Below are 22,226 nucleotides of genomic sequence, written 5' to 3' on the forward strand. Positions count from 1 at the left end.
TCGCCCCGCAGCGGCACGCGCCACAGGGGCAGCCGGGGAATGATAGACAAAGCAATATTATCCGAATAATTTATAATCGTTATCTAGCACATCACCCCCGTGAATATTGCTCGTGTCCTTCCGCACGCTCGACCTCAACCTGCTGAAAGTCTTCGAGGCGCTGATGACCGAGGGCAGCGTCACGCGCGCCGCCAGCGCGCTGACCATGACGCAGCCCGCGGTCAGCAACGCGCTCGCGCGGCTGCGCGACGCGCTGGCGATCCCTTGTTCGTGCGCACCGCGAGCGGGATCCGCCCGACGCAGCGCGCCGTGGCGCTGTGGCAGCCGATTGGCGATGCTCTCGAACATGTCCGCCACGCGCTCGACGAGGACGCCTTCGATCCGCGACAGACCCAGGCCGAATTCATCCTGTCGATGTCGGACTACGTATCTTCGCTGGTGATGCCGCGGCTGCTCAACCGCTTCAGCGAAGTAGCGCCGTCCGCGCGCATCCACACCGTGCCCAACACCATCCTGGAGATCGGCGACCGGCTCGAGGACAACCGCGTCGATTGCGTGCTCAGCGTCTATGTCAACGAGGCGCAGCAGCCGCCGGCCGTGATCCGCTCACGCTCGCTGTGGACCGTCGAATATGCCTGCATGATGCGGCGGGACCATCCGCTGGCCAGGCAGAAGCGGCTCAACACCCGGAGCTTCCTTGCCGCCAAGCATGTCGATGTCAGCCTCGCCGGCAAGACGCTGCCGACCTACGACCAGTTTCTCGCCTCGCGCGGGCTGTCGCGCAATCTGGTCGCGACCGTCAACCACTACAATGCCGCCTACGAGATCGTGCGCCAGTCCGACCTGATCGCCGTGCTGCCGCGCGATCTCAGCGCCCAGTCCCGCCACGCGCCCCATCTGCACGCCATGCCGGTGCCGCTGCCGGCGCCGCCGCGCATCGTCAGCCTGTTCTGGCACCAGCGCAACGACACCGTCCCCGCGCAACGCTGGCTGCGCGAGACGCTGGTGGAGATGTTCGCAAGGATGGAGTGACGCGGTGGGATTGGGGCATGCGGACGAACCCGGCTCCCGGACACCGGTGATCCCCGTAGCGGCACGGGGATGCTGATTAACGCTCCCACAACCCGGGTTTCGTTTCCGATTGACGCCATCGGGGACCGGGGTGGTAGGCTGTCGCCATTTCACGTGGCCATTTGAATGCGCGAGTTATTGGAACAATATCAGCTTTTGCTGGCGCCCCTGATCTTCGTGCCGTTCGAGCAACTCTTTGCAGCGAGGCAGCAGAAGATCTTCAGGCGTGGTCTTTCGACCGATATGGCCTTCCTGTTTCTCAACGGCTGGCTGGTGTTCATCGGCGTGACCGCGATCATCGCACTGGCGACGCTGGTCAATCAATCGATCCTGCCCTCGGCCGTCAAGCAGGCGGTCAGCGATCTCCCGTATTGGGCTCAGGCGCCGATCGCGATCGTGATCGGGGACCTCGGCATCTACTGGACCCACCGCATCCTGCATGTCGTGCCCGCCATGTGGCGCATCCATGCCGTTCATCACGCCGTCGAAGAGCTGGACTGGCTCGCCGCGATCCACCAGCACCCGCTTGACGTGACCTTCATGAAGGTTGGTTCGCTGTTCCCGCTGTTCGCGCTCGGTTTCTCCGCGGAGGCGATCGGGACCTATCTTGCGATCTACTACTGGCAATCCTGGCTTGCGCACGCCAACGTGCGCCTGGGCTACGGCCCGCTACGCCATGTCCTGGTGTCGCCGGAGTTTCATCACTGGCACCACAGCAGCGAGCGGGAAGCCAGGGACAAGAACTACGCCGGGCTGTTCTCGTTCTACGATGTGCTGTTCGGCAGCCTCTATCTTCCGGAAGCGCAGAAGCCGACGGCATTCGGCGTCGATCATCCGATGCCCACGAGGTACCTGGCGCTTTTGGCCTATCCATTTTTCGCCTGGGCCTCGATGCTCAAGCGCGACGATCCGTCGGGCACCAGGCACCCGGTTGGCGCGGAGGCTGTGCCCGGCACGGCAACGCCGCCAGCGCAGCAGGACGGCTGATCCTAATGATCTTCGCGACTGTTCGCGATCGGAACACTAGCCTCCGACGGTCGCGGATTTTTGCAACTCCTCGCCTGTAGCTGTCTCGCCGGCCTCTTGCCGGTATCTCATCCAGATCAGCGCGATCACGGTTGCGCACATCATGGGGCCGAGAGGCGTGCGCACGAACGGGAAAGCGTATCCCAATACGAAGACGACGCTGACAGCGATCCGGAAGGCGCTTCGACCCGAACGCGACGCGAGGCGGCCCGCGCTGGCGTTCATGAGAAAGAGCAACGCGACCACCAGGATCGGCATATCGTAGATCGCGAAGTAAGGAGAAATCAGCGGCGTTGCCGCCAGGAGGCTCGCGGCCTTTACGGCGAAGCTGACATGGCCGCGCCACAGGATCAGCACTCCAATCGCAACCACGGATGCGATGGCGACGTGGACCGCCATCGCCAAACCGTAGCCGAGGCCGGCGTCTCTCAAGAGCCCATAGATACTCTGCAGTTTGTACCATGGCAGCGCGCCACTGAGGTGGAATTGCGTCGTGGCGAAGGTGGCGGCGGCGCGGAATCCATCGAAGGTATCCCAACCGAAGATCAGCCCGGCGAGCAGCAGGAGGACCGGAATCACCAGAGCGGCGGTGATGACGACGCGCCAACGTCCGGTGGCGATCAGCACGAAGGGAAGCAGCACGCCATACTGAGGTTTGAAGATGAGCAGCGCGATCAGGATTCCACTGAGAAGCGGACGCCTGTCCAATGTCAGCAGGATGCCGCCGAGCAGCGATGCGGCGAGCAGTGCGCTTTGGCCGGAAATGAAGTCGTAGAATACTGGCGGAGCAGCGAGTGCCAGCAGCAGCGCGGCGGAGCGTGGCCGGATGGCATGAGCGACAAGCAGCCAGCAAGACAGCTTTGCCGCGCTCCAGACCCAGAACGCAACCGGAAACGGCAGCAGCGCCAGCGGCGCCAGAACCAGGAAAAACACCGGCGGATAAAAGAACGGAACCGGCACCTGATCGTAAGGATACGGAGCGTGATTGAGGGATTGCACCCGGAGAACAAGTTGCTGATGCAGCTGCTCCCAATCGTAGGCCGCCGCCGCATGGCCTTCGAGCGCCATCGCGCCCGCGCCCCAGAAACATGAAAAATCGATTCCGGCCTGGCCGCCACCACCGACAAATGCCGGTATCGAAACCAGGATCGAGACCCCGAGCAAGATGACGCAGGCAACCATCAGCGCCGGGTCATCTCCTGCAGAAGCGTCCCAGTGCAAAATTTTCTTCATATCCTCTGAAACGGCTCAATCATGAAATGGCGCAATCTACCATTGCACTCGCGGGCCGAGCAACGGAACGCCGGCGGCGGCTGGAGCTGTTTGCGCGGATAGGGTGAAGAAGCGGGTGTCGAATGGATGAGCGGGCTGTGGCCTAGCTTCGCTCACGTCGCTACGATGGAGTTTTCCGGGCTTGCAGAGCCGTGGGTCGCGAAGCGCCTCATGCCTCGCCGATACAGCCCGCCGTCGCCCTTCGGGCTATGGCGTGGCAGCCTTCACTCACTTCGCTACGATGGAGTTTTCCCGGCCTGCCGAGCCGTAGCTCGCGAAGCGAGCGAAGGCTGGTGGGGGAGGCAGGACTCGAACCTGCGAAGCCATGAGGCGGCTGATTTACAGTTATCCTGGGTCATCAAAATCAGCTGCTCCAAATGCGGAGATTGGGCAGTAAATCGCGATTTACTGCCCAATGATTTCAACAGCTTAACCTTAAATCAGCTCCCTCAACCGCTAACGACGGTCCCGTTCTTGACTCTGGGTCAGGTTGGTCATTCTTTGACCCAAGTTCGCCCCAGCTTGGACGTCAACAGCGCATGACCCGGAGTGAAAATTGCCAGAGTTGATCACGCTCAACACGGTGAAGGCCGCCTTGCGCCACCAGCGCGAGGGCCAAAAGCGCTATGACAAGACGGATTCGAAGAGCCACGGATTGCAGCTTCGCGTGAAGGCAACCTGCGTCCGCTGGTCCGTGCGCGTCATGCTTGTCGGGCACCAGCGTCGCTACGATCTCGGCCCTGTCGTGGAGGGCGACGAGAGCGTGGGAGGGCTCTGCCTGGATGACGCCCGCAAGCGGGCCAACACTGTCAACGAGATGGCGCGCAATGGGCAAAACCCCGCGCACTTTCTCGCAGCCTGTGCGGCCGGAATTTCGGTAGAGGCGCATCTGAAGCGTGAGGCTGCCCGTCCAAAACCCTCATGGACGTGGGAGCAAGCGAAGGGCGAGTTCCTGGCTGCAGCAGTACGCACAAATCGCGAGGGAACGGTCATCGACTACAGGAAGAAACTGCAGCCTCGCGAGCTTTGTCGTTTCAACGACAAGATGGTCAACACCATCACGCGAAATGAAATGGCGGAAGCCGTCGCTGCAGTCCATGCGCGTGGAGCAGAAGCCATGGCGGAAGGCATGGTTCGAACAATCAGACGTTTTTGGAACTGGCTTGCGGAAGCTACCCGCCAGGATCAGACGAACGTGGCGGATGGTGTGATGTTGAAACTGCGAGCTCCTCCACGCACACGAATTGAAATTGGCGAGAAGGAATTCGATCCGGAAGCTGAGCACGGCGATGCGCCTCCCGAAATCGAGGTTGGGCGAGCTCTCGTAATCGCGCGTCAGGGATATTTCCCCGAGCGCATCTCCCTGGGCATACAGCTGATCATCGGCACGTGCCAGCGTCGCCGGGCGGTCACCGGCGCACATACAACGCGCTTCCATGCGTACTTGGAAATCGAGGGTGAGGAAGCATGGTACATGCCACCCTACTTTCGCAAAAGCGGAACGAAGCGCGGCAACCGCTTCCACTTGGTCCCCTGCGTTGGGTTTGCCGCCGAGGCGGTTAGGCGCCTTGATCCACTTTCAGATTTTGAGGGCAGCAAGGGTTGGCTGTTTCCAGCGCACAAACGTTCCAAGGCCAGCCGTGGACATGCCGAGGCCGGCCTTTTCAATGACTATTTTTCAATAATGCCCGGCGTCAGCATGTCTCCCCACACGGTTCGGTACGCCCTCGCCACTTACGGAGAACGGGATCTTGGCTTCGCGAAGGGAGAAGCTGCCGTCATTTTGGACCATCTCGAGGGGGTCGACCCTAAGGACGTCACGGCGCACTTCTATTCCTCCGATCCGGCGGTCCGCCGGAAACGCGAAATGATGCACGCTTGGGTCGCCTGGTGCGAGAACTGGGCGGCTCGCGCGATCGCCGCCGACCCCCTGCTCCTGGATCGCGACTACATGGCGGAGATGTTCTATCGAGCTCGATACGGAGAAGAGCGGTTGCAACGACGTATCGAATTCCGCAAGAAGCGTGGTTGGCCCCTTTGGGGACCTGCAGTCCACGCGACGGACGATCTGTTGCAAGCGGCGGAGTGACCAGACCGGCGGATCGAGTTAGAAGTGGATAAGGCTTGCGAGAAGTGTGAGATCCACGGATCGACGAAGCTTTCAGCTTTCTACATCGAGGAGCTGCAATGTGCAGCTGCAGCCGTGCAGCCGTCGGCAAAGTTGGTCCCCAATAAGTTGGTCCCGTAATCGGGGGTGCGGGGTGCGTGCGGTGGGTGGGATTGGTTGGCCCCTAGTCTGAAACACAAAAGCCCCGCCAGCACGGCGTGGCTTTGCTTCAGGCCCGATGGTCAGAGTGTCCTCAACTCGGACTCGCCGATCGCCTTCAGAACATGCTGCTGCCGGTTAACGAGGAGTATGGTCGCTTCTTACAGCCGGAGACGCGGTCGAGGCCTCACATCGAGCGTATCGTAGATCTCGTTCAGTGTGATGGATGTGCCCAGCGTCGGAAGTGGAATGCCGACGTCAAATTCCTCGAACTTTTCCTCGGTCCACTTTCCGTCCTCCTGCCGTCGATGAACCTTAACGAGCGCAATCTCGGACTCGATCTGAATAACCGTGACGACGCTCTTCAAATCTTGGTATTCGCGCAGTTTGTCTCCGTAGTCAAAGACGGCGGTGCCCGGCGAGGAGACTTCGACGATCAGGGTCGGCTTGGAGGCCATCATTGCGGATGCATTGGGCGGGCCACAATCCACCACGACTTCGGGATATCGGATCGTGTCCGGACCGGTCTGAACGGCCGTGTCGCTTGATGTGGTACGACAGCCATTCTTCTTCCCGGCCGGAACGAAGGCTGTCTGGACGTTGCTGCAGATGACGTTGTGCCCTTCTTTGGCGCCGGCCATGGCATAGGCTACGCCGCCTACGAGCTCGTAGCGAACCTCGCTGCCGGAAATGGCATCGAAAAAATCGTCTATCGAGAGCTTGTCGTGCTCGGGAATACCCATTGCGCCATCCAGATCATCGCCCCTACCAATCCTATAGCTGCAACCCTCTACCGAAAAGTCGGCTTCATGGAGGAAGGCGTCAAACGAGGCGCGATCCTGATCGATGGCACATACCACGACGAGATCATATTGGCGCGGCTCAAGCCTAGCATTGCGTCTACGGTTGTCGGCCTTCCGGTTTGGGTCAAACGCCGCCCTGGACCACCAAACCGGGCGACGTCCACTCAACCCCAATGAGCTGACGTGAACATGGTCGAGCAGACCTTCAGCTAGAGGCCATTATCGGATTTGCGGTATTGCTGAACCCTGCTTGGTGTCACGCGGGGGGCTCTGGCTATAAGCAAAACAAGAACACAGCATCGCGGCCCCCGTATGAAAAAGGCAGCCAAACGGCGGCCTTGAACCTGATCCCACACCTCAGGTGATTACATGGGACTAAGCCCTCCGGCGCTCCTGGTGCTCTGCGGGAGCCGGCTTCTGCCGGGCAATCTTGTGAGCCTTGATCTCAGCCAAGCGTGTGACGTGCTTCTTGCTGGCGGGCGTTCCGGACTTCGGACTATCCACCTTGCGAGACGCTTCCTTGCTGGCCTTTACAATCTGATCGCGGGTCATGGCGTACAACTCCTATCCGTACGTCGTACGTACATAAAGCACTTTTCCGGTAATCTTAAACCTGCTTCGTAAATAACCAGTGGTCCATCCGAGTAGCTTCGGCGGCGCACATCAACGGCAGGAAGGCTCGGAGTGGTTCTCCGGATGCAGTATTCCCACTGCGTCGGCAGAGAATCCGGAGGCAATGACTGCACGTTTGGCGGCGGCGAGAAACACGTCGTCCGGAACGGGAATGAGTTTGAGGAAGTCCTCCCGGTCCCTAGATTCCGTATTGGACTCGTATTTCACTGAATTCATCATTTCCTCCCAATATATCGCTCGAAGATTTCCATCGTCTCCGGATCATCCAATTCGAACGTGCCATACCATTGCTCTTGAGTTTCAAGCAGTAAGGCCTGTCCGAGCGGCACCTTCTCTGGAAGACCGGTGTCCTTGTTGAACCTTACGATGCTTGTGACAGGATCACGCCAACTCACGACTTCGCGGATGAGCTTCGGATTTTCGCCGTCCAGGACGTCACGGTACAGGCCCATAGCGGTTGGGGAAATTTCAGCGGTCGCCATCTTGAGACGCCGACGAGCTTCGACCCTTACGCTCCGCATCCAGGCAGTACGGTCGGGTACGAATCCAAATCTTGCCCAGGCATATCGCCCAATGTCCTGCGCTTCGATAGTGATCGTGTTTATGCCGAATCTTGCCGCGGTATCGATCAGATCGGCCATGAGCATTCGGCCTTTGCCCTTTTGTCTGTCTTCGCTCGGGATGAGCATCCGCTGCGCTTCGAACAGTGGACCGCTGAGATCCAGCTTGCGTTGGGTCCACCACGCCTCGCCGCTATCACTCGGAAATCCCTTGATGCGGACGACGAACGAGCCGACCTTCGGGTCAAGATCGACGATGGTTATGGCTTTGTCGCCGGTCGCGCTGGCAGAAAGAAGTTCTCCGAGGTCTTCTGGGTAAAGTCCGTGTTGCGCATAAATATGATCTCGCCACCAGTCGATTGCCACATCCGACAAAGGAGGATCGAAAGACAACAGGTTTGACCCGGAAAACCGGTTTCGATCGAACTTATTGAGGACGTCCCACACTTCAGAGCCTCCGCACGATCGGTCGATGCATAATCAGGTTTGCGGTGTCGCCGACAATTCCTTCGTTCAATCCGTCGCTCATTGCTTGAACCGGCCTCAATTCCCGCCTTAGCTGACTCCCGGTGAACCTCTTTCAAAATATAGATAACCAGCCTGCAACAAGAAAGAGCACCAAAGGTTCGCGTCGTCCTTCGCTTTACAGTCTTGCGAAACATAATGCGCTCCTCGTGCCAACCTGGGCGCCGCGAAGATCAGACGGCGTTCAACCCGATCAAGCTAGGCTCTATCGCCAGAGCCCCAGCGCTTTACGTTTGCTCCTACTCCCCCGAACACTTATCTCCACCCGGCTTGTACTATACCACAATTGGGATATATATGTAGAGAGAACTAGCGGAGACTCATCTTCCGCGCGGCGCTCCTAAGGAATTGATCGCCTCCCTAGATGAGTACCTGAGACGTCGGATCGGGTTTGCCCCTTGGCAGGCACAACCAGTACATCAATCGGATCGTCCAGCGCATAAAGGCGCCCCAGAAAGATTGAGAACATCCAGAGACGAAGGCGCAGATCGAAGAATTGCTGGCTTGGCACGCGCTACGGCAGCGGGTCATCGACGAAAACGGAAGAAGCGAAATGAATCGAAATAGCAAGCGCACCATCACTTCCACCCTCGGACGCGTCGGTTCGGGCAACGTGTTCGTCGACCTCAGACTCCCTAACGCTGAAGAGGAACTGCTCAAGGCCAAGCTTGTCTCCAAGATCGCCGGCGTCATCGAAAAGCGGAATCTGACCCAGATCCAGGCCGGCCAGATCATGGGCCTCGCGCAGTCGAAAGTCTCAGAACTGTGCAACGGGCGCACCGAGACCTACAGCGTCGAAAGGCTGTACCGCCTCCTCACGCGACTGGGCGTCGGGGTGTCTGTTGTTCTGGAAGAGCAGCCCGATTGGTCCCTTGGCAGGATCGAGGTTATCGAAGCTCCCAGCCCCGAAAGCCACCATGAGCTCGGGCCGGGCCTCGGGATGTAGTTAACGATGTGACGTTGGCGCCGGTTGAGCCTTTCTCGGAATGGCACCATATTCGCAGCTTGCGCCATGTCGCCCTTTTGTTCGTAGGTAGAAGCGTCGGAGTCAGGTGCCTGGAAAATGTTGGAAAGCGCGTCGGAGAATCTGACCGCAGCCGTGACCACGATCAATACGCCGATGCCGGTCCGCATCGACGAAGGTACGCTGCTGGCATGTTTGAGGGGCGAGATTTCCGAGCGAAAATGGCGAGTGTACGTGCAAGCGTTGTTCGACGAGGTCGATGTTTCCGTCCTCCACAATCTCGTCATCGATCATTTCGTGACGTTCAACGATCTATTGAAGGCAATCGACACCTGGCAGGTCACGGAGTCAGAGAATGAAAGATGGGTCAGGGAGATGGCTTCCTTCGAGATGGGAAGATCTCATGCAGAAAGCGCTGGTCGCGCTCGATAGTCTGGATGGGGGCCCCGGACCGTGGACGTTCGGCGGCGGCACCGCTTTAGCGCTACTCTTGGGACATCGGATCAGTTACGACGTCGATATCTTCTTGGACTCGAGCGCCGTTTTGAAGAACCTGGCGCCGAATATGAACCCGGTCACCAAGTCGCTTTGCGATACGTGGCAATGGCCTGGTAAGTATCTGAAACTCACCCTCAACGACGTTGGCGAGATCGATTTTCTGAACGCGCCTTCGTACATCGACAATCCGACGTATCAGCTGAAGATTGGCGAACGCTCCGTTGCTGCGGAGCGATCAGCGGAAATCGCGACCAAAAAGTTGGTCTATCGAGCATCCACTTACACGGCACGCGATGCCTTCGACCTAGCCGCGATCTGTCTGTACGATCGTTCAGCCCTGGCTGAGATTGCCCAGTGTCCGGCAATCACTCAGCATGTCGTGGCGTCAGCGCAAAACCGGTTGGTTCTTACTAAGCACAAGTATCAATCGGAAATGAGACAGGTGATCAACTCTACCCCGCGGGGTGAAGAATTCATCGACAAAGCCTGCGAGATTGCTTTGGAAGCCCTTGGGGAGATTTGGAACTTGATCCCCAAAAATGAGACTTAACCAAACAACGGTATGTCGTCTCCTTGAGACTGCGTACCTCATAAGTCGCTCTGAGAGCTGCACGGGGCGCGCATTCCTACCCAGAAGCAAGTTAGGTCGAACCGTAAAACTGGCAATCACACCGTTTTTCGCACATGGCGAGCAAGCCCATTCAACTGACTCTGATGCTGCGAAAAGCCACAGGGAACGTGGACGCGGTCGGTATCCAGTTGAGTGCGGTCGACATCGTGCCCGCCGATGGAGAGCGGTGAGATCAGGGTAGCCCGCGCCCCGGTAATCTGCGCAAGATTTGCGCAGGTTCAAACCGCCTTGAATTGGAGTCTGGCCCATGGCGTCAGTCGATAAGCCAACTGAACTGTCGAGCGCTAGAACACTCGCCAGAGCCGAGGGACGCATGGCGGCCAAAGCGCGCAAAGCCGTACTTGAGAGCGGGGATTGGCTGACTGCCGCGCAGATCGTCCAGATTGCGGGTTTCGGCGACAGCAATCCCCTCTCCGACCCGAACAGGTGGAAGGAAAACAAGCAGATCTTCACCGTCCGCCATCGCGAGGTCGACTACTTTCCTCGCTACGCTTTGGATCCCTCGATCGGCTATCGGCCAGCCGAAGGACTGGCAAGAGTGCTTAGCGTGTTTCGCAAACGGAAGGATGACTGGGGCATTGCTTTCTGGTTCGCCTCGGTCAACAGTTTTCTGGGTGGGAAGAGGCCGCAGGACTTGCTGACAGATCAACCTGATCGTGTCGTTGCAGCGGCAGAGGACGAGATGGCTGGAGTGGTCCATGGTTGACAAGACGGCCGCCTCAACCATCAAGCAAAAACCCACACAATGGAAAGATGCTCCCTGTCGCGGGAGTACTTCCTTGTCCAACGGTCCGGTTGAGGCGACCGATCGTGTCAGTAGCGGTCAAACTGGGGCATGTACTATTGAGCAGTTGGCCGGCTGATGTCCGGCACCCCGCACAGCGGCCCAAGAGCGGACAACTCCGAGGTCGCAGATGGGCCGAAAGCGATCCTTAGCCAGCCAGAGTTGTTGGCCCGCCTAGCAGGCACGGCTACTCAACCCGTTCCAGTGTCGCGATAAAGACAATTTCATCTCCCGTCGCAACACTCTTAGTCGGAGCAGATGTGAGCGTCATCTTGTTGCCTTCGATTTCAATCTGACGCTTCTGAGACCGCCCCGTCCACCATTGGTTCCAAGAGGCGTCCCAAGTGACGGTCACAGAGTCATCGTCTTCGACTTGATATCGTCCACCGCAGGAGCTGGACGATGAAAACAAAGCGATCTTCTCGGGGGCGGATGGGTTCGGACTATTCGGTACGTCCCGATCACCCACAAGGGTGAATAAAATGTGCCCACCCTTCGTGTAAACAATGTAGCCGCTTGGGCTCTCGCCGAAAGGCTTCACAATCGCTCCCGTCTCGACGTACCTGTCGAAGAAGCTGACGTACTTCCAAACGCCCACAATTGAATTCGCCAAGCTCATCTGGCTGCCTTTCCATCGATGTCAGGATGATCCAATCCGAACGAAGGTAAGGCTTCACTACTGCCAACGTTGTGTCAGCAGCCCTCCGAAGCAACATCGAGCGCGGCAAACAGTGAGGTTGTGCCATGCCGCACATAGCTGTGCGTGCGACGTTCCGGCACGCCAGGCATCATCGGCAAGACCGGCTGCTCGCGATCGAGTGCCTGAATCTGACTTTTCTCATCGATGCTGAGGACCAGGGCTCGGTTTGGTGGGGATAGGTAAAGCCCAACGATGTCGCGCACTTTGTCGACGAACAGCGGATCGCTCGACAGCTTGAACGTCTGGCTACGGTGCGGCTGCAAGCCGAACGCCGCCCACATTCGGCGGATCGTGGTGTGGGAAAAGCCAGTTTCGGCAGCCATCGAGCGGATCGACCAGTGCGTCGCATCGGCCGGCGTCGTCCGCAACGTCCGCTCGATCACCGCAGCAACCTGATCGTCGTTGATGGTGCGAGGGCGGCCAGGGCGGGCCTCGTCGAGCAGGCCATCACAGCGATCCTTCAAAAATCGGCGGCGCCACTTGCCAACAGTGTGTTCGTGGAGACCGAGTTCGGCAGCGACGGACTTGCTTGGCAAGCCATCCGCACATCGCAGGATCGCGCGGCATCGCTCAGATCGCGACCGGGCAACACGATGACGACGAACTTGCCTCTCCAAGTACGTCCGCTCCTGCTGACTCAGCACCAGCGGCGCGATCGGCCGGCCCTTTACACCTGCATTCGCCACAACGCTCTCCTCTATAGAGATTCGAGCCATCAACTAATGTGACGAACTTTCGTTCCAGATGACTAGCTAGCCATTGCGGTCTCCCGTTGCATTCGACTTAAATTTACAAATCTCACAATACTCGCGGCTATCTTCGCCGAAGTTACAGCATCCGCGATCGTCTAATGATCGCCATGCGGTCCCGATGGTCCCCTGCAAAGTGGCATCGCTCGGCATCTGAGTTGCAGTGGTCGGATCGAAACTCGGATTGTTGGTCTTGTAGGTCGCCATCGCGGCGACCAGCTGGTTGATCTGGCCATCAAGTTCGAGGCCATCCGCACCGACGATCTCCTGCAGTTGCTGGCCGTGCCGCGAACATGACATGCGGCACAGACACAGATGCGCGCGCAGGACACGTAACGCTTGAACTTTGGTGCGCCACGCCGTCATCGGCTCCTGCACCTTCGTCGAGCCATATCGCTGCGCTGTTGGCGTCTTGCGATCGACTGTTAACGGACACAGAAGCGTTGTCATCCTTATTTCTGAGCGAAGTGATCGTCTGCACAAATATCCGGAATGACTATTGCCATGTCACGGAGTGCGTATCCGATCTTCTGAACGCCGGGATCAAGTTTCCCCGTTTTATCGAGGATAGCGCGTTGCTCGAGGATGGCATCATAAAGGGCATGACTTGACGAAACGTATCGCTGCACAAAGTCCTTTTGGTTGTCGATCAGCGCCCGCGGAGGCCCCTGTAACAAGGCCACCTCGCGATTGAGGCGCTTGGCGTCGTTCTCCGTGTCAAGCAGTTGATTCCAAGAGGCAGATTTATCGTTGCTGATGCTGTAGTTCCTGTTTTCCATATGGCCCAATATAGTAAGAGCTTCGTTGCAGTGAACTGCGAGTATCGAAGCCAAGCTCGCTTTCGCAACATCCGATCGTCCCTCCCAAGAGACATAGGCCTGGACCGATGCTGCGAAAGCAGCCAAAGCCGCGAAGAAGGCTGCGATCGAAGCGACGACCACAGCAGTGAATTCGCGAGACTTTACCGGAAGATTATCTGACATCGTTCTGTCCCTAGATCGCTAGCGCGGAGACCGATCATGTTATCGATCGAGCAGACAAGCCCGAGAAAACTCTTCTCCTCCGGAGATGTGATCAGCCCACCAAAGAACACGATACCACCGTCCGCGATAGATCTGGCCGAGAAGCTTCCAGAGAAAAACTTTCTAGGACGCTCTATCGTCCCAACGAATCCCTGTCGAGAAAGCTGACAACGCGCTCGATCTTTTCGTGATCCGTACTGGCTGGGCTCTCAGTGGCCCTAATCTCGGCTTTAGCAACCTTCACGTCATACCCGACCTTGGTGGTGGCGCCTTCCCAAAATGGCTTGGACACCTGAGGAAAGTAGATATCCAGCTTGCGCTTCGACAAATAGACGTAGTTGCGTAGTCGCATGGTCCACCGCACAGTTGTAGAACCTTACGCTCGGCCACGAACACCAAGCTGCCTCAAAGAGTCTTCAGATATTCCACAAGGGCCCTTCGATCAGATTCACTTAGATCGGTGCCGTATTCGTGGCCCGAATTGTAGTTGCCAAAAATCGGCGACCCGTCCGGCGCTCGAACCTCGAATTTGAATTCGGCAGCCGGTGATTGTGACTTGAATCCGACGTGCTCGGGATCAAATTCGTGGCTTCCTACGTAAAAGAAATCCGGCCGGACAGTCGAAGGAGGCGCGCCGTTGGCTGAACTGCTCGCCGAAGTGCCCGCGGCCGGCAACGGTGCCGTGTTTCGAAGCGTCGTTGGCAGCAGCAGATCGTACAAGGTCGGAACAGAACCATTATGAAGATAGGGCGCCGTTGCCCATATTCCATTGAGGGGCCTTGCCTTGTAGGCGAGCTTCTTTGTCTTGAAGTCCGTGCGCGCCGCCAGCAGGCACCGCTCGGCTCGCTTCTTCAATTCCACGTCGGTCACGCCAGGCAAATACTCAACAGAGGGACCAGGCGGAGGAGCAGCGGAAATCTCAGGTCGCGGTCGCGGGGTCAGGAGGTCCTTGATGGCTTTCTTTGCCAGGGCTTCACGGCCGCCAATGACGGAGCCTGCGATTAGGTTCTGCAGGATCGTCGCCGTCGAATCGGTGGCGGCGATCGAAGCGCCAACCACGATGAGGGTTTTGCGGCCCTCCAGCCACCCGGACTTCGACTGATGGAAGAACGTGTTGCATGCCAGCGCCAGGTCCGTCCCGACATCCGAGATCGATCGCATATCGGCGACGATCGGCGTCTTCAAATCGTCGGACGCGAGCGGCGTATGACACTCGACGCAGTGCGCTTTGAAGGCTGTCCTCCCCTGATCGAGCAGCTCAGTTTTGATCTTCCACTCCGGACCAAGCTCCTGGGGCCATTTTGGGGATTGAAGTAGCCCGAGCCGGCGCTCGATATCGATCAGATTCTCCAACTGCACACTCGACCTGTAACCGCCAAGCCAATCCGACCTCGACGGATCGAGTTGGGCGAATACGCCTATCACCTCCCCCACGTTGCGGGCCAGCGCCCCGACATTGGTTTTGCGGCCGTTGATCGTGTATTCGAGATTGTTCTGCGCAAGTCCGTTCCACTGCACAAAGTCGTGCTGCGGGGCGTTCCAGATGTGGGGATAGCTTGCCGGAGCGTCGGCTGGGAATTGCAATTGAGGATCGACCCCGAGAAGCAGCGACGCCTTGTTCAGAATATGCCCCTGCGCGTCGAGGCGGCCGAAGCCGTACTGGACACGGGATGCGTTCTTGTCACGAAGCGCTTTTTCCCAAGCAATCACTTCCTGTAGCTCGCCGCGTAACTTCTGCGCGAAAACGGCGTTTTGATTGCCAAGCACAGCGTCTGCGAACCGCTGGAATTTGCCGTTGTCTGCTTCCGTTGCAATCAGTGCGTCCAACATCTGGGAGAACAAGCCCTGGAAGTCGGCCAGCGTGGGAGCGCCGTCTACTCTCAACGTCTTGCCCTGATAGGTGATCTCATTCGTGTGGCAGGCCGAACAATTGAGGCCCACCCACGGCTTCTGCATGACCTCCCCGGCGCACGATTTGGGCAGCACCTGGCACATCGACGCCTGCTGACCATTTCCGGAATCGACAACGAACCCGACAGGAAGGCCGTACGGGTTGGTCTCTGATTTGGCATTGGTCAGATAGTTGAAGCGACGAATGTTGTCGTCGGACAAAAACATGCCGCGGCCATTGGGCAGTTCGAGAGCCTGGATCCAGCCGAGCGGCAGTAGCCGCGACCCCTGCGTGACGGTGTACCACCAGTCTCGGTCGCACTGGGTCCAACCTTGACCAAGATCCTTGCCACAGCTCTTGCTCTTATTCGCGCCTTGGACTGGATGACAAATAATGACAGTCAAAAGCGCCGCACAAATCATCAACCGCCGAATCATGGCCAATCACCTCAAAAAAAGCGCAATCAGAATCTGCCTGAACAGACAGGCTTCAAAACTTGACGAGTGGCTGGAGCTTCCTGAACACATCATTGAGCGGCTGAGAGTCGGCGCCGCCCGTCAACGCCTTGCCCAATTCGACCTTGAGTGGATCGACCGTGTCCGCTTTCAGCTTCGGCGTCGAGCAGGCGCCGCCCAGGCTGTTGCAATATCGCAGATCAACATCCGGATCCCTCGACGGGTCGGCCGGATTCGCCGACTTGACGATGTCCAGATTGATCGGGGTTCCTGATTGGTAGACCTGCGCAAGCGCGGCACGCGTCTTTCTATCGAGTGGAAGACCGAGAATGGTCATGCGCACGGAGCCCGCCGCGACGCTCGCTTTGTCCTTGCTTGCCCGCACGGCAATGTAGAGCTGGCTCTTGCGGTTCGGCTCATGCGGTGTCGCGACATCGCTGACAAATTTCGCGGCGCCCGATGCTCTGGCAAAACCTAGCGTCCCATCCGTGTCCGGGTATTCAGCCACGGCATCGACGATCGCAACGCCGCCCAGCAGTCCGTACGCGCCAAGCAACTGAATCTTGGCGTTTTCGTCCAGCTCAAATTGGTTGGGTTGGAACGTCACGAGCTTGCTCAACTTCATCAGCGCCGCCTCGATCAGATCGCCCGAGACATATCCCGAACCCAGACTTGCATGCTTGACCAGCAGCCAGGTTCGTCCAGGCGATGTACTCATGACCTGGAGAAACTCTCCGGCAGGAATGACCGCTTTTGGCGGCGATTGAGGATCGGCCATCTCCCGCAGGAACAGATTTACCTTCGCCACGACAGCCTGGTCGAGCGGCACATCGGGCGGCGGCAATGCGATCGGCGGTGCATTGGCCACAAGCGGCGATTGCGAGATTGCCGTCGCGGCATCGCCAAAGTCTGGCTTCTTCTGAACCGTCACCCCGCCCGTCGAACTGTCCGGGGTCGAAAGTTGAGCGAATACATTCGACGACCGCCCTGATGGCGCAGGCGCCGGCGTAGTTAGCTCGGCCGCTGGGACAATGCGGCCGATCTGCAGCTCCGATGCGATCCTCCAGCCGTCGATACCGCGCTGCAATCGCTCACCCCGTTGACCGGTTTGTGACCGCACCTGCGAAGGCAAGGCGCTTGGGCCCGACAAGCTTGGAACGTTCCATTTCCCCGCGTCCTTGGACGCGGGCGCGGCCGCGCCAATTTGACCTCCACCCAATGACTGTACCGCTGCGCAGTCGAGCGGTCCCCAGGCGGGGGGCCGGAACATCTCGTCAATGACGCGTTGCGAGTAATACGAATATTCCGAAATCTGAAAGAGCATTTCGCGGAGATTGCAGACGCGCCTGTCCCAGGCCGCTCGCGCACTCACGCCGGCGTCAAGCGTGGTGCTGTCATAGGACGCCCGCTCCAGCTTGAACTCGGTGACGGTCGGAAGCAGATAGAATGACGATCCGAAGCTGTCATCGAACAACGGCTTTTGCCATTTGCCCGTCACAGCGGTGTCCATCTCGAATTTGGCTCGGTCGAACACCTCCCGAATCGAAACCCGGCTGGTGTCTTCAGCCGCGGAGCGCGCGACCACGGTGCTGAGGGCAGATTTCAAGGCATTCGTGAACCGGCCGCCAGCTCCAGCGGTACCAAAGGCCGGATTGCCGTCCAGGGTCGAATACAAGAAGAGCGAGCGATTTTTTCCCAGCTCGGTTTTGACCGCAGCCCGGCCATGGTTCGGATCGACGGTGCCGCTTATGAGGTCCTTGGTGCCGGGCGCGGCATTTATCGTTGCTGGCGTCGGCGTCCGGCACGCGTCGGTGATGATGATTTGCAGCGCCGGCTCCACCTCATTCTGAAGCCGCAGCACAATGTCTTCCAGCAACGGCACAGATGACGTTTTAAACTGGCTAAGGTTCGTCGCGTAAAGGTCTGAAGGAATTAGATAGCTTGCTCCATCGACGCTAAAGCCATGTCCAGAGAAATACACCAGCAGGACTGGCAGCCGCCCGCTATCGTCTTTTGCTTTCTTGGCACTGCCGATGAAATCATCGATCGCCGCCTCGATAATATTCTTGGTTACAAAAATGTTGCTGTCTGTCCCAATGACGAGCTGGGGCTTTTCGAAGCCGAGCTGCGGCAAGAACGCGGCGATCGCCCGTGCATCCTGTGCGGCATCGGGCAACGGCCTGAGGTACAGTCCGCTGCTGTTCTGATAGTTCTCGACGCCGATGACCAATGCCAGGCGCTTCGGCAGTTGCGTGTCCGCCTCCCCCGGAAATGGCACCGGCTCTGCTTGCGCCGGAAAACAAATCGATAAAAATACAAAAAAAATGGGCCACGGTGAAAATTTCATGTCCGTCAGCCTTCCCGTTTAACGGGCTATACCGTATTGATACTCTTTTTAGGACGCAAGCAGATTTCAGGGGGCGAAAATGATACGCGGGATCATGACAACCTCACGGACCATTTTGTTGCTGACAGCATTGGTCGGCCTGGTGTTTCCGGCGGCGGCCCACGATCTGCACGGACTGGGAGACAAGTCCGTCCGGCTCAGCAAGGACCTCAATGTCAATGCGCTGCAGAAGCTCGCTGAGCCGCTCGATCCCGACGCGAAGTATGTTTACTCCCGGCTGTTGCTGTGGAATCCGGGACAGAAATTGAAGGCCTGTTTTTATGGCGGCAGCAGCGAGGAGAAAGCGCTGGTACTGGCGTCGGTCGCGAAGCTGCTGGACGGGAAGAACGTCAATATCGCAATTGATTTCGGCGCAGCACCGGACTTCAGGTCATGCACAGCGCCCGGAACCAGGAGCGACATTCGCGTCAGCTTCTCCGGAGGATGTTGCGCGGCCTATATCGGCCGGACGTCGCATCATCCGGACGTCAAGGACGGGCCGTCGGTTATGCTCCAAGGCATCGCAACCGACTATTCGCCGGACACGGCCCAGCAAACCACCATGCACGAAATCATGCATGCGCTTGGCTTCGATCACGAGCATCAGTCGCCAGCCGCGAAGTGCGAGCCCGAATTCATCAAGGACGCAGTTCTCTCAGCTTACGGCTGGACCAACGCAGAGTATGAAACCAATCTGAAGCAGCTCAATCAAGACAGCCACAGCTACACCTGGTCTTCCTATGATCCGCTGTCGATCATGAAGTACTTCTTCAAGTCGTCGTTCCTGAAGAACGGCGAAGCCAGCGTCTGTTATTCGAAGGAGAATCTGCTGCCATCGGACCGGGACTATGAGGGATTGCGGCTGGCCTATCCGATGGGCCCCGCCGTCGTTTCGCCGGAACGCGCACGCGGCATCCTCGGCGACGTGAATGGGTCAAGTGCCCCGCAAGCGGTCAAAGACCTGGCCCGCGAACTTCGCAAGCTGGATGATGGGCCGTGAGTGCGCTGGTTCTGAGGCTCCTGTGCCTGCCACCACCGGTATCGTCTTTTGCGACGTCGCATGGCGGTAAGCCGTTGCGCCAATCACGCCGTTGCCTTGCGCGGGACAGCCGCCCGGTCTCGGCGGCACTGAGGTATTGAGGATCGCGGCGCGTCATAGGCCTGCTGGAGCGCCGGCAACGGGCGCCCTTCACCGCGCGCCGGGATTGCCTGTCCACATCCGATCCTGATTGGTGACGGCCGCCAAACCCGCTGTGCGACGTGGATGCGCTTCAACTGATTTTCCGGAGGGCCGGCGGCGAACGCTGTGGTGCCAACGCACCGGCGTCAAAGTCCGCTCCCCGCCCCCGTGATTTTGCCGCGTGGAATTTGATTGTAGCAAAGAACGATACAAGCAGTGCTTGCATTCGCACATCTGTCGTGATTGTTACGTTTGTTGATTGGGGTGCTGGATTGCTATGTTGATTTCCAATATTTCCAAGCTGGCTCACGCCGGTGTTTTGGCGGACAGGAACGCGAAGTCACCAAGTATCGAGTTCAAGCGCTTCAATCTGATATACGGATTCAATGGATCTGGAAAAAGCACGCTCTCGCGCTGCTTTGCCGCCATGCAAGACGATCCGCCACCAACGCGGCTTCCTGCCGGTTGCGAATTCGAGGTTTTGACCAGCGACGGGACGACGATCAAGGCTGGGCCCGGTAACGGCCTCGCCGGTCCCCTCGCCGTCTTCAATGAAGACTTCATCAATCTCAATCTGCAATGGTCCGCGGGTCGGGCCAAGCCTGTGTTTTACATCGGCCGGGAACAGGCCGAGCTGGCAGCGGAGCTCGCGAAGACCGAGGCGGCGCTTCCTGCGGCAAATGAGCGGAAGATCGCCGCCGAGCGCCTGCATCGCACAAAGGAGCAACAACTTACGGCCTTCAAGCGCGACAGCGCCCGGGCAATCTCTGCGGAGCTGCGGCAAGCCAGCCGCAAGTACGAAGCGCCGCAGCTTACATCGGATTACGCCAATCTCGACCTTGGCGCCGATGCGAAACTGGACGACCAGGGCCTGGCCGCCCAACGCGAGGTGTGCCGGCTGGAACAGGCGATGCCCAAGGTCGATCTCTTTGGATTCGGAACGAGTGCGACGGACGATGCGCTGAAAAAAGCAGCCACGTTGCTCCTCCAGACGCCAAGCCTCACGATCATCGCTGAACTGCAAAAGCATCCGGAGATGTTGCTCTGGGTCCAGGAAGGCAGCAGCTATCACCGGGAGCACCGGCTGGAGAGCTGCCTGTTCTGCGGCGGAGAGCTGTCGGATGAACGCAAGCAGTTGCTGGAACGCGCCCTTGACGAGGGCTTCCAGCAGTTTGTGGCGCAACTCGAAAACGTGCGGGACGTGCTGGGCAAGGAGCGGGATCGCTACCTGAAGGCGGCTCTCAACCTTGCACCTTCGAAAGAGATCGCGGCCGATGTTCGCGGCACCTATGAGGATGCAGCGATCCGGGTCAAGGACAGCCTGCAGGAGGCCGTCGAAACAGTGCTCAGCCCAGCCATTGCCGCCATTGAGGCAAAGCTACAGCGCCCGACGATCGCACTGAAAGAGGAATTGGCATGGAATGACGAAAAGCTGATTGCCTCGGCCCTCGGCCTGGTCAATGCATGGGCGGACGTGCTCAATTCGGCCATCGAAAAGCACAACGAATCCTCTGCCAAATTCACCCAGCGGCAGGACGAAGCCCGTCTTGCGCTCAGACGTCACCATCTCGCCGACAAGAAAAGTGAGTTTCAGAACGTAAGCCAAGCGATCAGCGACGCCCAGGCTGACGTCGACACGACGACGGCCAGCTACAATCAGCTTCAGCAGCAAGCGATCGATTTGCGATCCCGGATCAAGGAGCACGGTCGAGCGGCAGAAAAGATCAACCGTCTCATAGAGGCCTATCTCGGCCACAACGAGCTCTCGATTTCCAGCGTCGAGGAAGGCTACGAGATTCATCGCCGCGGGCGGCCGATCGACAGCAGCCCCAGCGAAGGAGAGAAGACCGCAATCGCGATCTGCTATTTCCTCTCCACGCTGGAGGCTGAAGGACGGTCAATCAAGGACCGCATCGTCATCGTGGACGATCCGATCTCGAGCCTGGACAGCAGAGCGCTGAACTATGCCTGCTCGCTGCTCTTGAGCCGGCTTGCGAATGCGGCTCAAGTGTTCGTGCTGACGCACAATCAGAACTGCATGAACGAGTTCAAGAAAGCCTGGAAAGGCCTCCATAAGCCGCGCAATGAAGCAACGGCGCCGACCGCAAGCCTGCTATTTCTGGACGTCAAGATCCCGAAAGGAACTGGCGCGCGCTCATCTTCGATCGTCGAAATGTCGAAGCTGCTGCGTGAATATGATTCCGAGTATCACTACCTGGTCGATCACGTGCTGAAGTTCGATGCCAGCACGGATACGGATTATGAATATGGCTACATGATGCCGAACGTGCTGCGACGCGTTCTCGACGTCTTCCTGGCGTTTCGTTGCCCGGGAAGCGCGGGTTTCGCTTCGAAAATGGGCCAGCTGCGAAGGGATAACGCCACGCTGGACGATGAGCGCATCGCGGCGCTGGAGCGTCTCGTGCAGCTGGAATCGCACTCGGACAGCATCGACGACCTGATCGGGTTCTCCTCGATGACGCTGGAGGAGAGCAAGGCCGCCACGGCCGCCATGGTCGCGATGATGGAAGCCGTTGATCCAACCCATTTGGCCGGCCTGCGCCGACTATGCCGATGAAGCCGCAGACCGTTTTGTGCAGGAGCATACCGGTACCTGCAGCAGCGGCGCGGCGCGCCGCAAACCGGATATACAACTGGCTTGAGCGGATTCACGTCCATATCGGCCAGTTGATGCGGGTTTCGGTGGAAAAGCTGCTGCGCAAGCCCATTGCATTCGACCATTGATGCGGAAATCACGGTAAATCCGCAGCGTAAGCCCGGCGGACCGGCCGGACGGCCTCCATTGCGGC

The 22,226-nt window shown here is 58.6% G+C and carries 20 protein-coding genes and 2 pseudogenes; 10 read left to right on the top strand and 12 right to left on the bottom strand.

Going from position 1 to position 22,226, the window contains the following annotated elements:
- Positions 1-106: 106 nt before the first annotated feature.
- A pseudogene (locus ACVW1B_RS17725) lies at positions 107-1,032 on the top strand (LysR family transcriptional regulator).
- 165 nt (positions 1,033-1,197) lie between these two features.
- Positions 1,198-2,058: a sterol desaturase family protein gene (locus tag ACVW1B_RS17730; protein WP_253608099.1), complete on the top strand. Its 861-nt coding sequence runs from the start codon at positions 1,198-1,200 to the stop codon at positions 2,056-2,058.
- Positions 2,059-2,094: 36 nt separating this feature from the next.
- Here ACVW1B_RS17730 and ACVW1B_RS17735 read toward each other — a convergent pair whose 3' ends face one another.
- The gene (locus ACVW1B_RS17735; protein ID WP_253608098.1) at positions 2,095-3,279 is read right to left on the bottom strand and encodes a glycosyltransferase family 87 protein; all 1,185 of its coding nucleotides are present in this window, start codon (positions 3,277-3,279) and stop codon (positions 2,095-2,097) included.
- A 646-nt stretch (positions 3,280-3,925) separates the two neighbouring features.
- On the opposite strand from ACVW1B_RS17735, the gene ACVW1B_RS17740 reads away from it, so the two are divergent.
- A complete protein-coding gene (locus ACVW1B_RS17740) occupies positions 3,926-5,458 on the top strand; it encodes a hypothetical protein (protein ID WP_456821843.1) in 1,533 nt (510 codons plus the stop codon).
- Between the two features lie 338 nt (positions 5,459-5,796).
- Here ACVW1B_RS17740 and ACVW1B_RS17745 read toward each other — a convergent pair whose 3' ends face one another.
- From ACVW1B_RS17745 to ACVW1B_RS17760, 4 genes are all read right to left on the bottom strand, one after another.
- Positions 5,797-6,378, bottom strand: coding sequence for a Uma2 family endonuclease (locus ACVW1B_RS17745; protein ID WP_456821844.1), 582 nt, complete (start codon positions 6,376-6,378; stop codon positions 5,797-5,799).
- Positions 6,379-6,813: 435 nt separating this feature from the next.
- Positions 6,814-6,990, bottom strand: coding sequence for a hypothetical protein (locus ACVW1B_RS17750; RefSeq protein ID WP_456821845.1), 177 nt, complete (start codon positions 6,988-6,990; stop codon positions 6,814-6,816).
- Between the two features lie 111 nt (positions 6,991-7,101).
- Positions 7,102-7,287, bottom strand: coding sequence for a hypothetical protein (locus tag ACVW1B_RS17755; RefSeq protein ID WP_456821846.1), 186 nt, complete (start codon positions 7,285-7,287; stop codon positions 7,102-7,104).
- A complete protein-coding gene (locus tag ACVW1B_RS17760; RefSeq protein ID WP_456821847.1) occupies positions 7,287-8,078 on the bottom strand; it encodes a hypothetical protein in 792 nt (263 codons plus the stop codon). Before ACVW1B_RS17760 ends, ACVW1B_RS17755 begins: the two co-directional genes overlap by 1 nt.
- A gap of 631 nt (positions 8,079-8,709) precedes the next feature.
- On the opposite strand from ACVW1B_RS17760, the gene ACVW1B_RS17765 reads away from it, so the two are divergent.
- The 4 genes from ACVW1B_RS17765 to ACVW1B_RS17780 all read left to right on the top strand — a co-directional run bounded on the left by ACVW1B_RS17765 (position 8,710) and on the right by ACVW1B_RS17780 (position 10,955).
- On the top strand, positions 8,710-9,102 hold the full coding sequence (locus ACVW1B_RS17765) for a helix-turn-helix domain-containing protein (protein ID WP_456821848.1): 393 nt from the start codon (positions 8,710-8,712) through the stop codon (positions 9,100-9,102).
- A gap of 117 nt (positions 9,103-9,219) precedes the next feature.
- Positions 9,220-9,552 carry a hypothetical protein gene (locus ACVW1B_RS17770; RefSeq protein ID WP_456821849.1) on the top strand — a complete coding sequence of 111 codons (333 nt, stop codon included), beginning with the start codon at positions 9,220-9,222 and terminating at the stop codon, positions 9,550-9,552.
- On the top strand, positions 9,524-10,168 hold the full coding sequence (locus ACVW1B_RS17775) for a nucleotidyl transferase AbiEii/AbiGii toxin family protein (RefSeq protein ID WP_456821850.1): 645 nt from the start codon (positions 9,524-9,526) through the stop codon (positions 10,166-10,168). Before ACVW1B_RS17770 ends, ACVW1B_RS17775 begins: the two co-directional genes overlap by 29 nt.
- A gap of 328 nt (positions 10,169-10,496) precedes the next feature.
- A complete protein-coding gene (locus tag ACVW1B_RS17780; RefSeq protein ID WP_456821851.1) occupies positions 10,497-10,955 on the top strand; it encodes a hypothetical protein in 459 nt (152 codons plus the stop codon).
- 265 nt (positions 10,956-11,220) lie between these two features.
- On the opposite strand, the gene ACVW1B_RS17785 is transcribed toward ACVW1B_RS17780, so the two are convergent.
- The 7 genes and pseudogenes from ACVW1B_RS17785 to ACVW1B_RS17815 all read right to left on the bottom strand — a co-directional run bounded on the left by ACVW1B_RS17785 (position 11,221) and on the right by ACVW1B_RS17815 (position 18,197).
- The gene (locus ACVW1B_RS17785; protein ID WP_456821852.1) at positions 11,221-11,652 is read right to left on the bottom strand and encodes a lipocalin-like domain-containing protein; all 432 of its coding nucleotides are present in this window, start codon (positions 11,650-11,652) and stop codon (positions 11,221-11,223) included.
- A gap of 86 nt (positions 11,653-11,738) precedes the next feature.
- A pseudogene (locus tag ACVW1B_RS17790) lies at positions 11,739-12,419 on the bottom strand (IS630 family transposase); the annotation flags it as partial.
- Positions 12,420-12,485: 66 nt separating this feature from the next.
- Positions 12,486-12,932, bottom strand: a complete 447-nt coding sequence (locus ACVW1B_RS17795; protein WP_456821853.1) for a hypothetical protein — start codon at positions 12,930-12,932, stop codon at positions 12,486-12,488.
- A 2-nt stretch (positions 12,933-12,934) separates the two neighbouring features.
- Positions 12,935-13,465 (bottom strand): hypothetical protein, encoded by a 531-nt coding sequence (locus ACVW1B_RS17800; protein WP_456821854.1) that lies wholly within the window; start codon positions 13,463-13,465, stop codon positions 12,935-12,937.
- Between the two features lie 172 nt (positions 13,466-13,637).
- On the bottom strand, positions 13,638-13,856 hold the full coding sequence (locus ACVW1B_RS17805; protein ID WP_456821855.1) for a DUF7019 family protein: 219 nt from the start codon (positions 13,854-13,856) through the stop codon (positions 13,638-13,640).
- Between the two features lie 53 nt (positions 13,857-13,909).
- A complete protein-coding gene (locus tag ACVW1B_RS17810) occupies positions 13,910-15,832 on the bottom strand; it encodes a di-heme-cytochrome C peroxidase (RefSeq protein WP_456821856.1) in 1,923 nt (640 codons plus the stop codon).
- Between the two features lie 52 nt (positions 15,833-15,884).
- Positions 15,885-18,197 carry a caspase family protein gene (locus ACVW1B_RS17815; RefSeq protein WP_456821857.1) on the bottom strand — a complete coding sequence of 771 codons (2,313 nt, stop codon included), beginning with the start codon at positions 18,195-18,197 and terminating at the stop codon, positions 15,885-15,887.
- Positions 18,198-18,276: 79 nt separating this feature from the next.
- Between ACVW1B_RS17815 and ACVW1B_RS17820 the strand changes: the two genes are divergently transcribed.
- The 3 genes from ACVW1B_RS17820 to ACVW1B_RS17830 all read left to right on the top strand — a co-directional run bounded on the left by ACVW1B_RS17820 (position 18,277) and on the right by ACVW1B_RS17830 (position 22,161).
- The gene (locus ACVW1B_RS17820; RefSeq protein WP_456821858.1) at positions 18,277-19,236 is read left to right on the top strand and encodes a M12 family metallopeptidase; all 960 of its coding nucleotides are present in this window, start codon (positions 18,277-18,279) and stop codon (positions 19,234-19,236) included.
- 457 nt (positions 19,237-19,693) lie between these two features.
- Positions 19,694-21,994 carry an AAA family ATPase gene (locus ACVW1B_RS17825; RefSeq protein ID WP_456821859.1) on the top strand — a complete coding sequence of 767 codons (2,301 nt, stop codon included), beginning with the start codon at positions 19,694-19,696 and terminating at the stop codon, positions 21,992-21,994.
- A complete protein-coding gene (locus tag ACVW1B_RS17830) occupies positions 21,991-22,161 on the top strand; it encodes a hypothetical protein (RefSeq protein WP_456821860.1) in 171 nt (56 codons plus the stop codon). The genes ACVW1B_RS17825 and ACVW1B_RS17830 overlap by 4 nt, the downstream gene beginning before the upstream one ends.
- The last annotated feature ends 65 nt before the right edge of the window (positions 22,162-22,226 follow it).

Source organism: Bradyrhizobium sp. USDA 4502, from assembly GCF_054063355.1.

What these genes read in the sequence shown, in the direction of transcription:
- ACVW1B_RS17730 (WP_253608099.1), top strand. Translation starts at nt 1,198, where the DNA reads ATGCGCGAGTTATTGGAACAATATCAGCTTTTGCTGGCGCCCCTGATC.
- ACVW1B_RS17735 (WP_253608098.1), bottom strand. Translation starts at nt 3,279, where the DNA reads ATGGTTGCCTGCGTCATCTTGCTCGGGGTCTCGATCCTGGTTTCGATA.
- ACVW1B_RS17745 (WP_456821844.1), bottom strand. Translation starts at nt 6,378, where the DNA reads ATGGGTATTCCCGAGCACGACAAGCTCTCGATAGACGATTTTTTCGAT.
- ACVW1B_RS17750 (WP_456821845.1), bottom strand. Translation starts at nt 6,990, where the DNA reads ATGACCCGCGATCAGATTGTAAAGGCCAGCAAGGAAGCGTCTCGCAAG.
- ACVW1B_RS17755 (WP_456821846.1), bottom strand. Translation starts at nt 7,287, where the DNA reads ATGAATTCAGTGAAATACGAGTCCAATACGGAATCTAGGGACCGGGAG.
- ACVW1B_RS17765 (WP_456821848.1), top strand. Translation starts at nt 8,710, where the DNA reads ATGAATCGAAATAGCAAGCGCACCATCACTTCCACCCTCGGACGCGTC.
- ACVW1B_RS17770 (WP_456821849.1), top strand. Translation starts at nt 9,220, where the DNA reads ATGTTGGAAAGCGCGTCGGAGAATCTGACCGCAGCCGTGACCACGATC.
- ACVW1B_RS17775 (WP_456821850.1), top strand. Translation starts at nt 9,524, where the DNA reads ATGCAGAAAGCGCTGGTCGCGCTCGATAGTCTGGATGGGGGCCCCGGA.
- ACVW1B_RS17780 (WP_456821851.1), top strand. Translation starts at nt 10,497, where the DNA reads ATGGCGTCAGTCGATAAGCCAACTGAACTGTCGAGCGCTAGAACACTC.
- ACVW1B_RS17785 (WP_456821852.1), bottom strand. Translation starts at nt 11,652, where the DNA reads ATGAGCTTGGCGAATTCAATTGTGGGCGTTTGGAAGTACGTCAGCTTC.
- ACVW1B_RS17795 (WP_456821853.1), bottom strand. Translation starts at nt 12,932, where the DNA reads ATGACAACGCTTCTGTGTCCGTTAACAGTCGATCGCAAGACGCCAACA.
- ACVW1B_RS17800 (WP_456821854.1), bottom strand. Translation starts at nt 13,465, where the DNA reads ATGTCAGATAATCTTCCGGTAAAGTCTCGCGAATTCACTGCTGTGGTC.
- ACVW1B_RS17805 (WP_456821855.1), bottom strand. Translation starts at nt 13,856, where the DNA reads ATGCGACTACGCAACTACGTCTATTTGTCGAAGCGCAAGCTGGATATC.
- ACVW1B_RS17810 (WP_456821856.1), bottom strand. Translation starts at nt 15,832, where the DNA reads ATGATTCGGCGGTTGATGATTTGTGCGGCGCTTTTGACTGTCATTATT.
- ACVW1B_RS17815 (WP_456821857.1), bottom strand. Translation starts at nt 18,197, where the DNA reads ATGAAATTTTCACCGTGGCCCATTTTTTTTGTATTTTTATCGATTTGT.
- ACVW1B_RS17820 (WP_456821858.1), top strand. Translation starts at nt 18,277, where the DNA reads ATGATACGCGGGATCATGACAACCTCACGGACCATTTTGTTGCTGACA.
- ACVW1B_RS17825 (WP_456821859.1), top strand. Translation starts at nt 19,694, where the DNA reads ATGTTGATTTCCAATATTTCCAAGCTGGCTCACGCCGGTGTTTTGGCG.
- ACVW1B_RS17830 (WP_456821860.1), top strand. Translation starts at nt 21,991, where the DNA reads ATGAAGCCGCAGACCGTTTTGTGCAGGAGCATACCGGTACCTGCAGCA.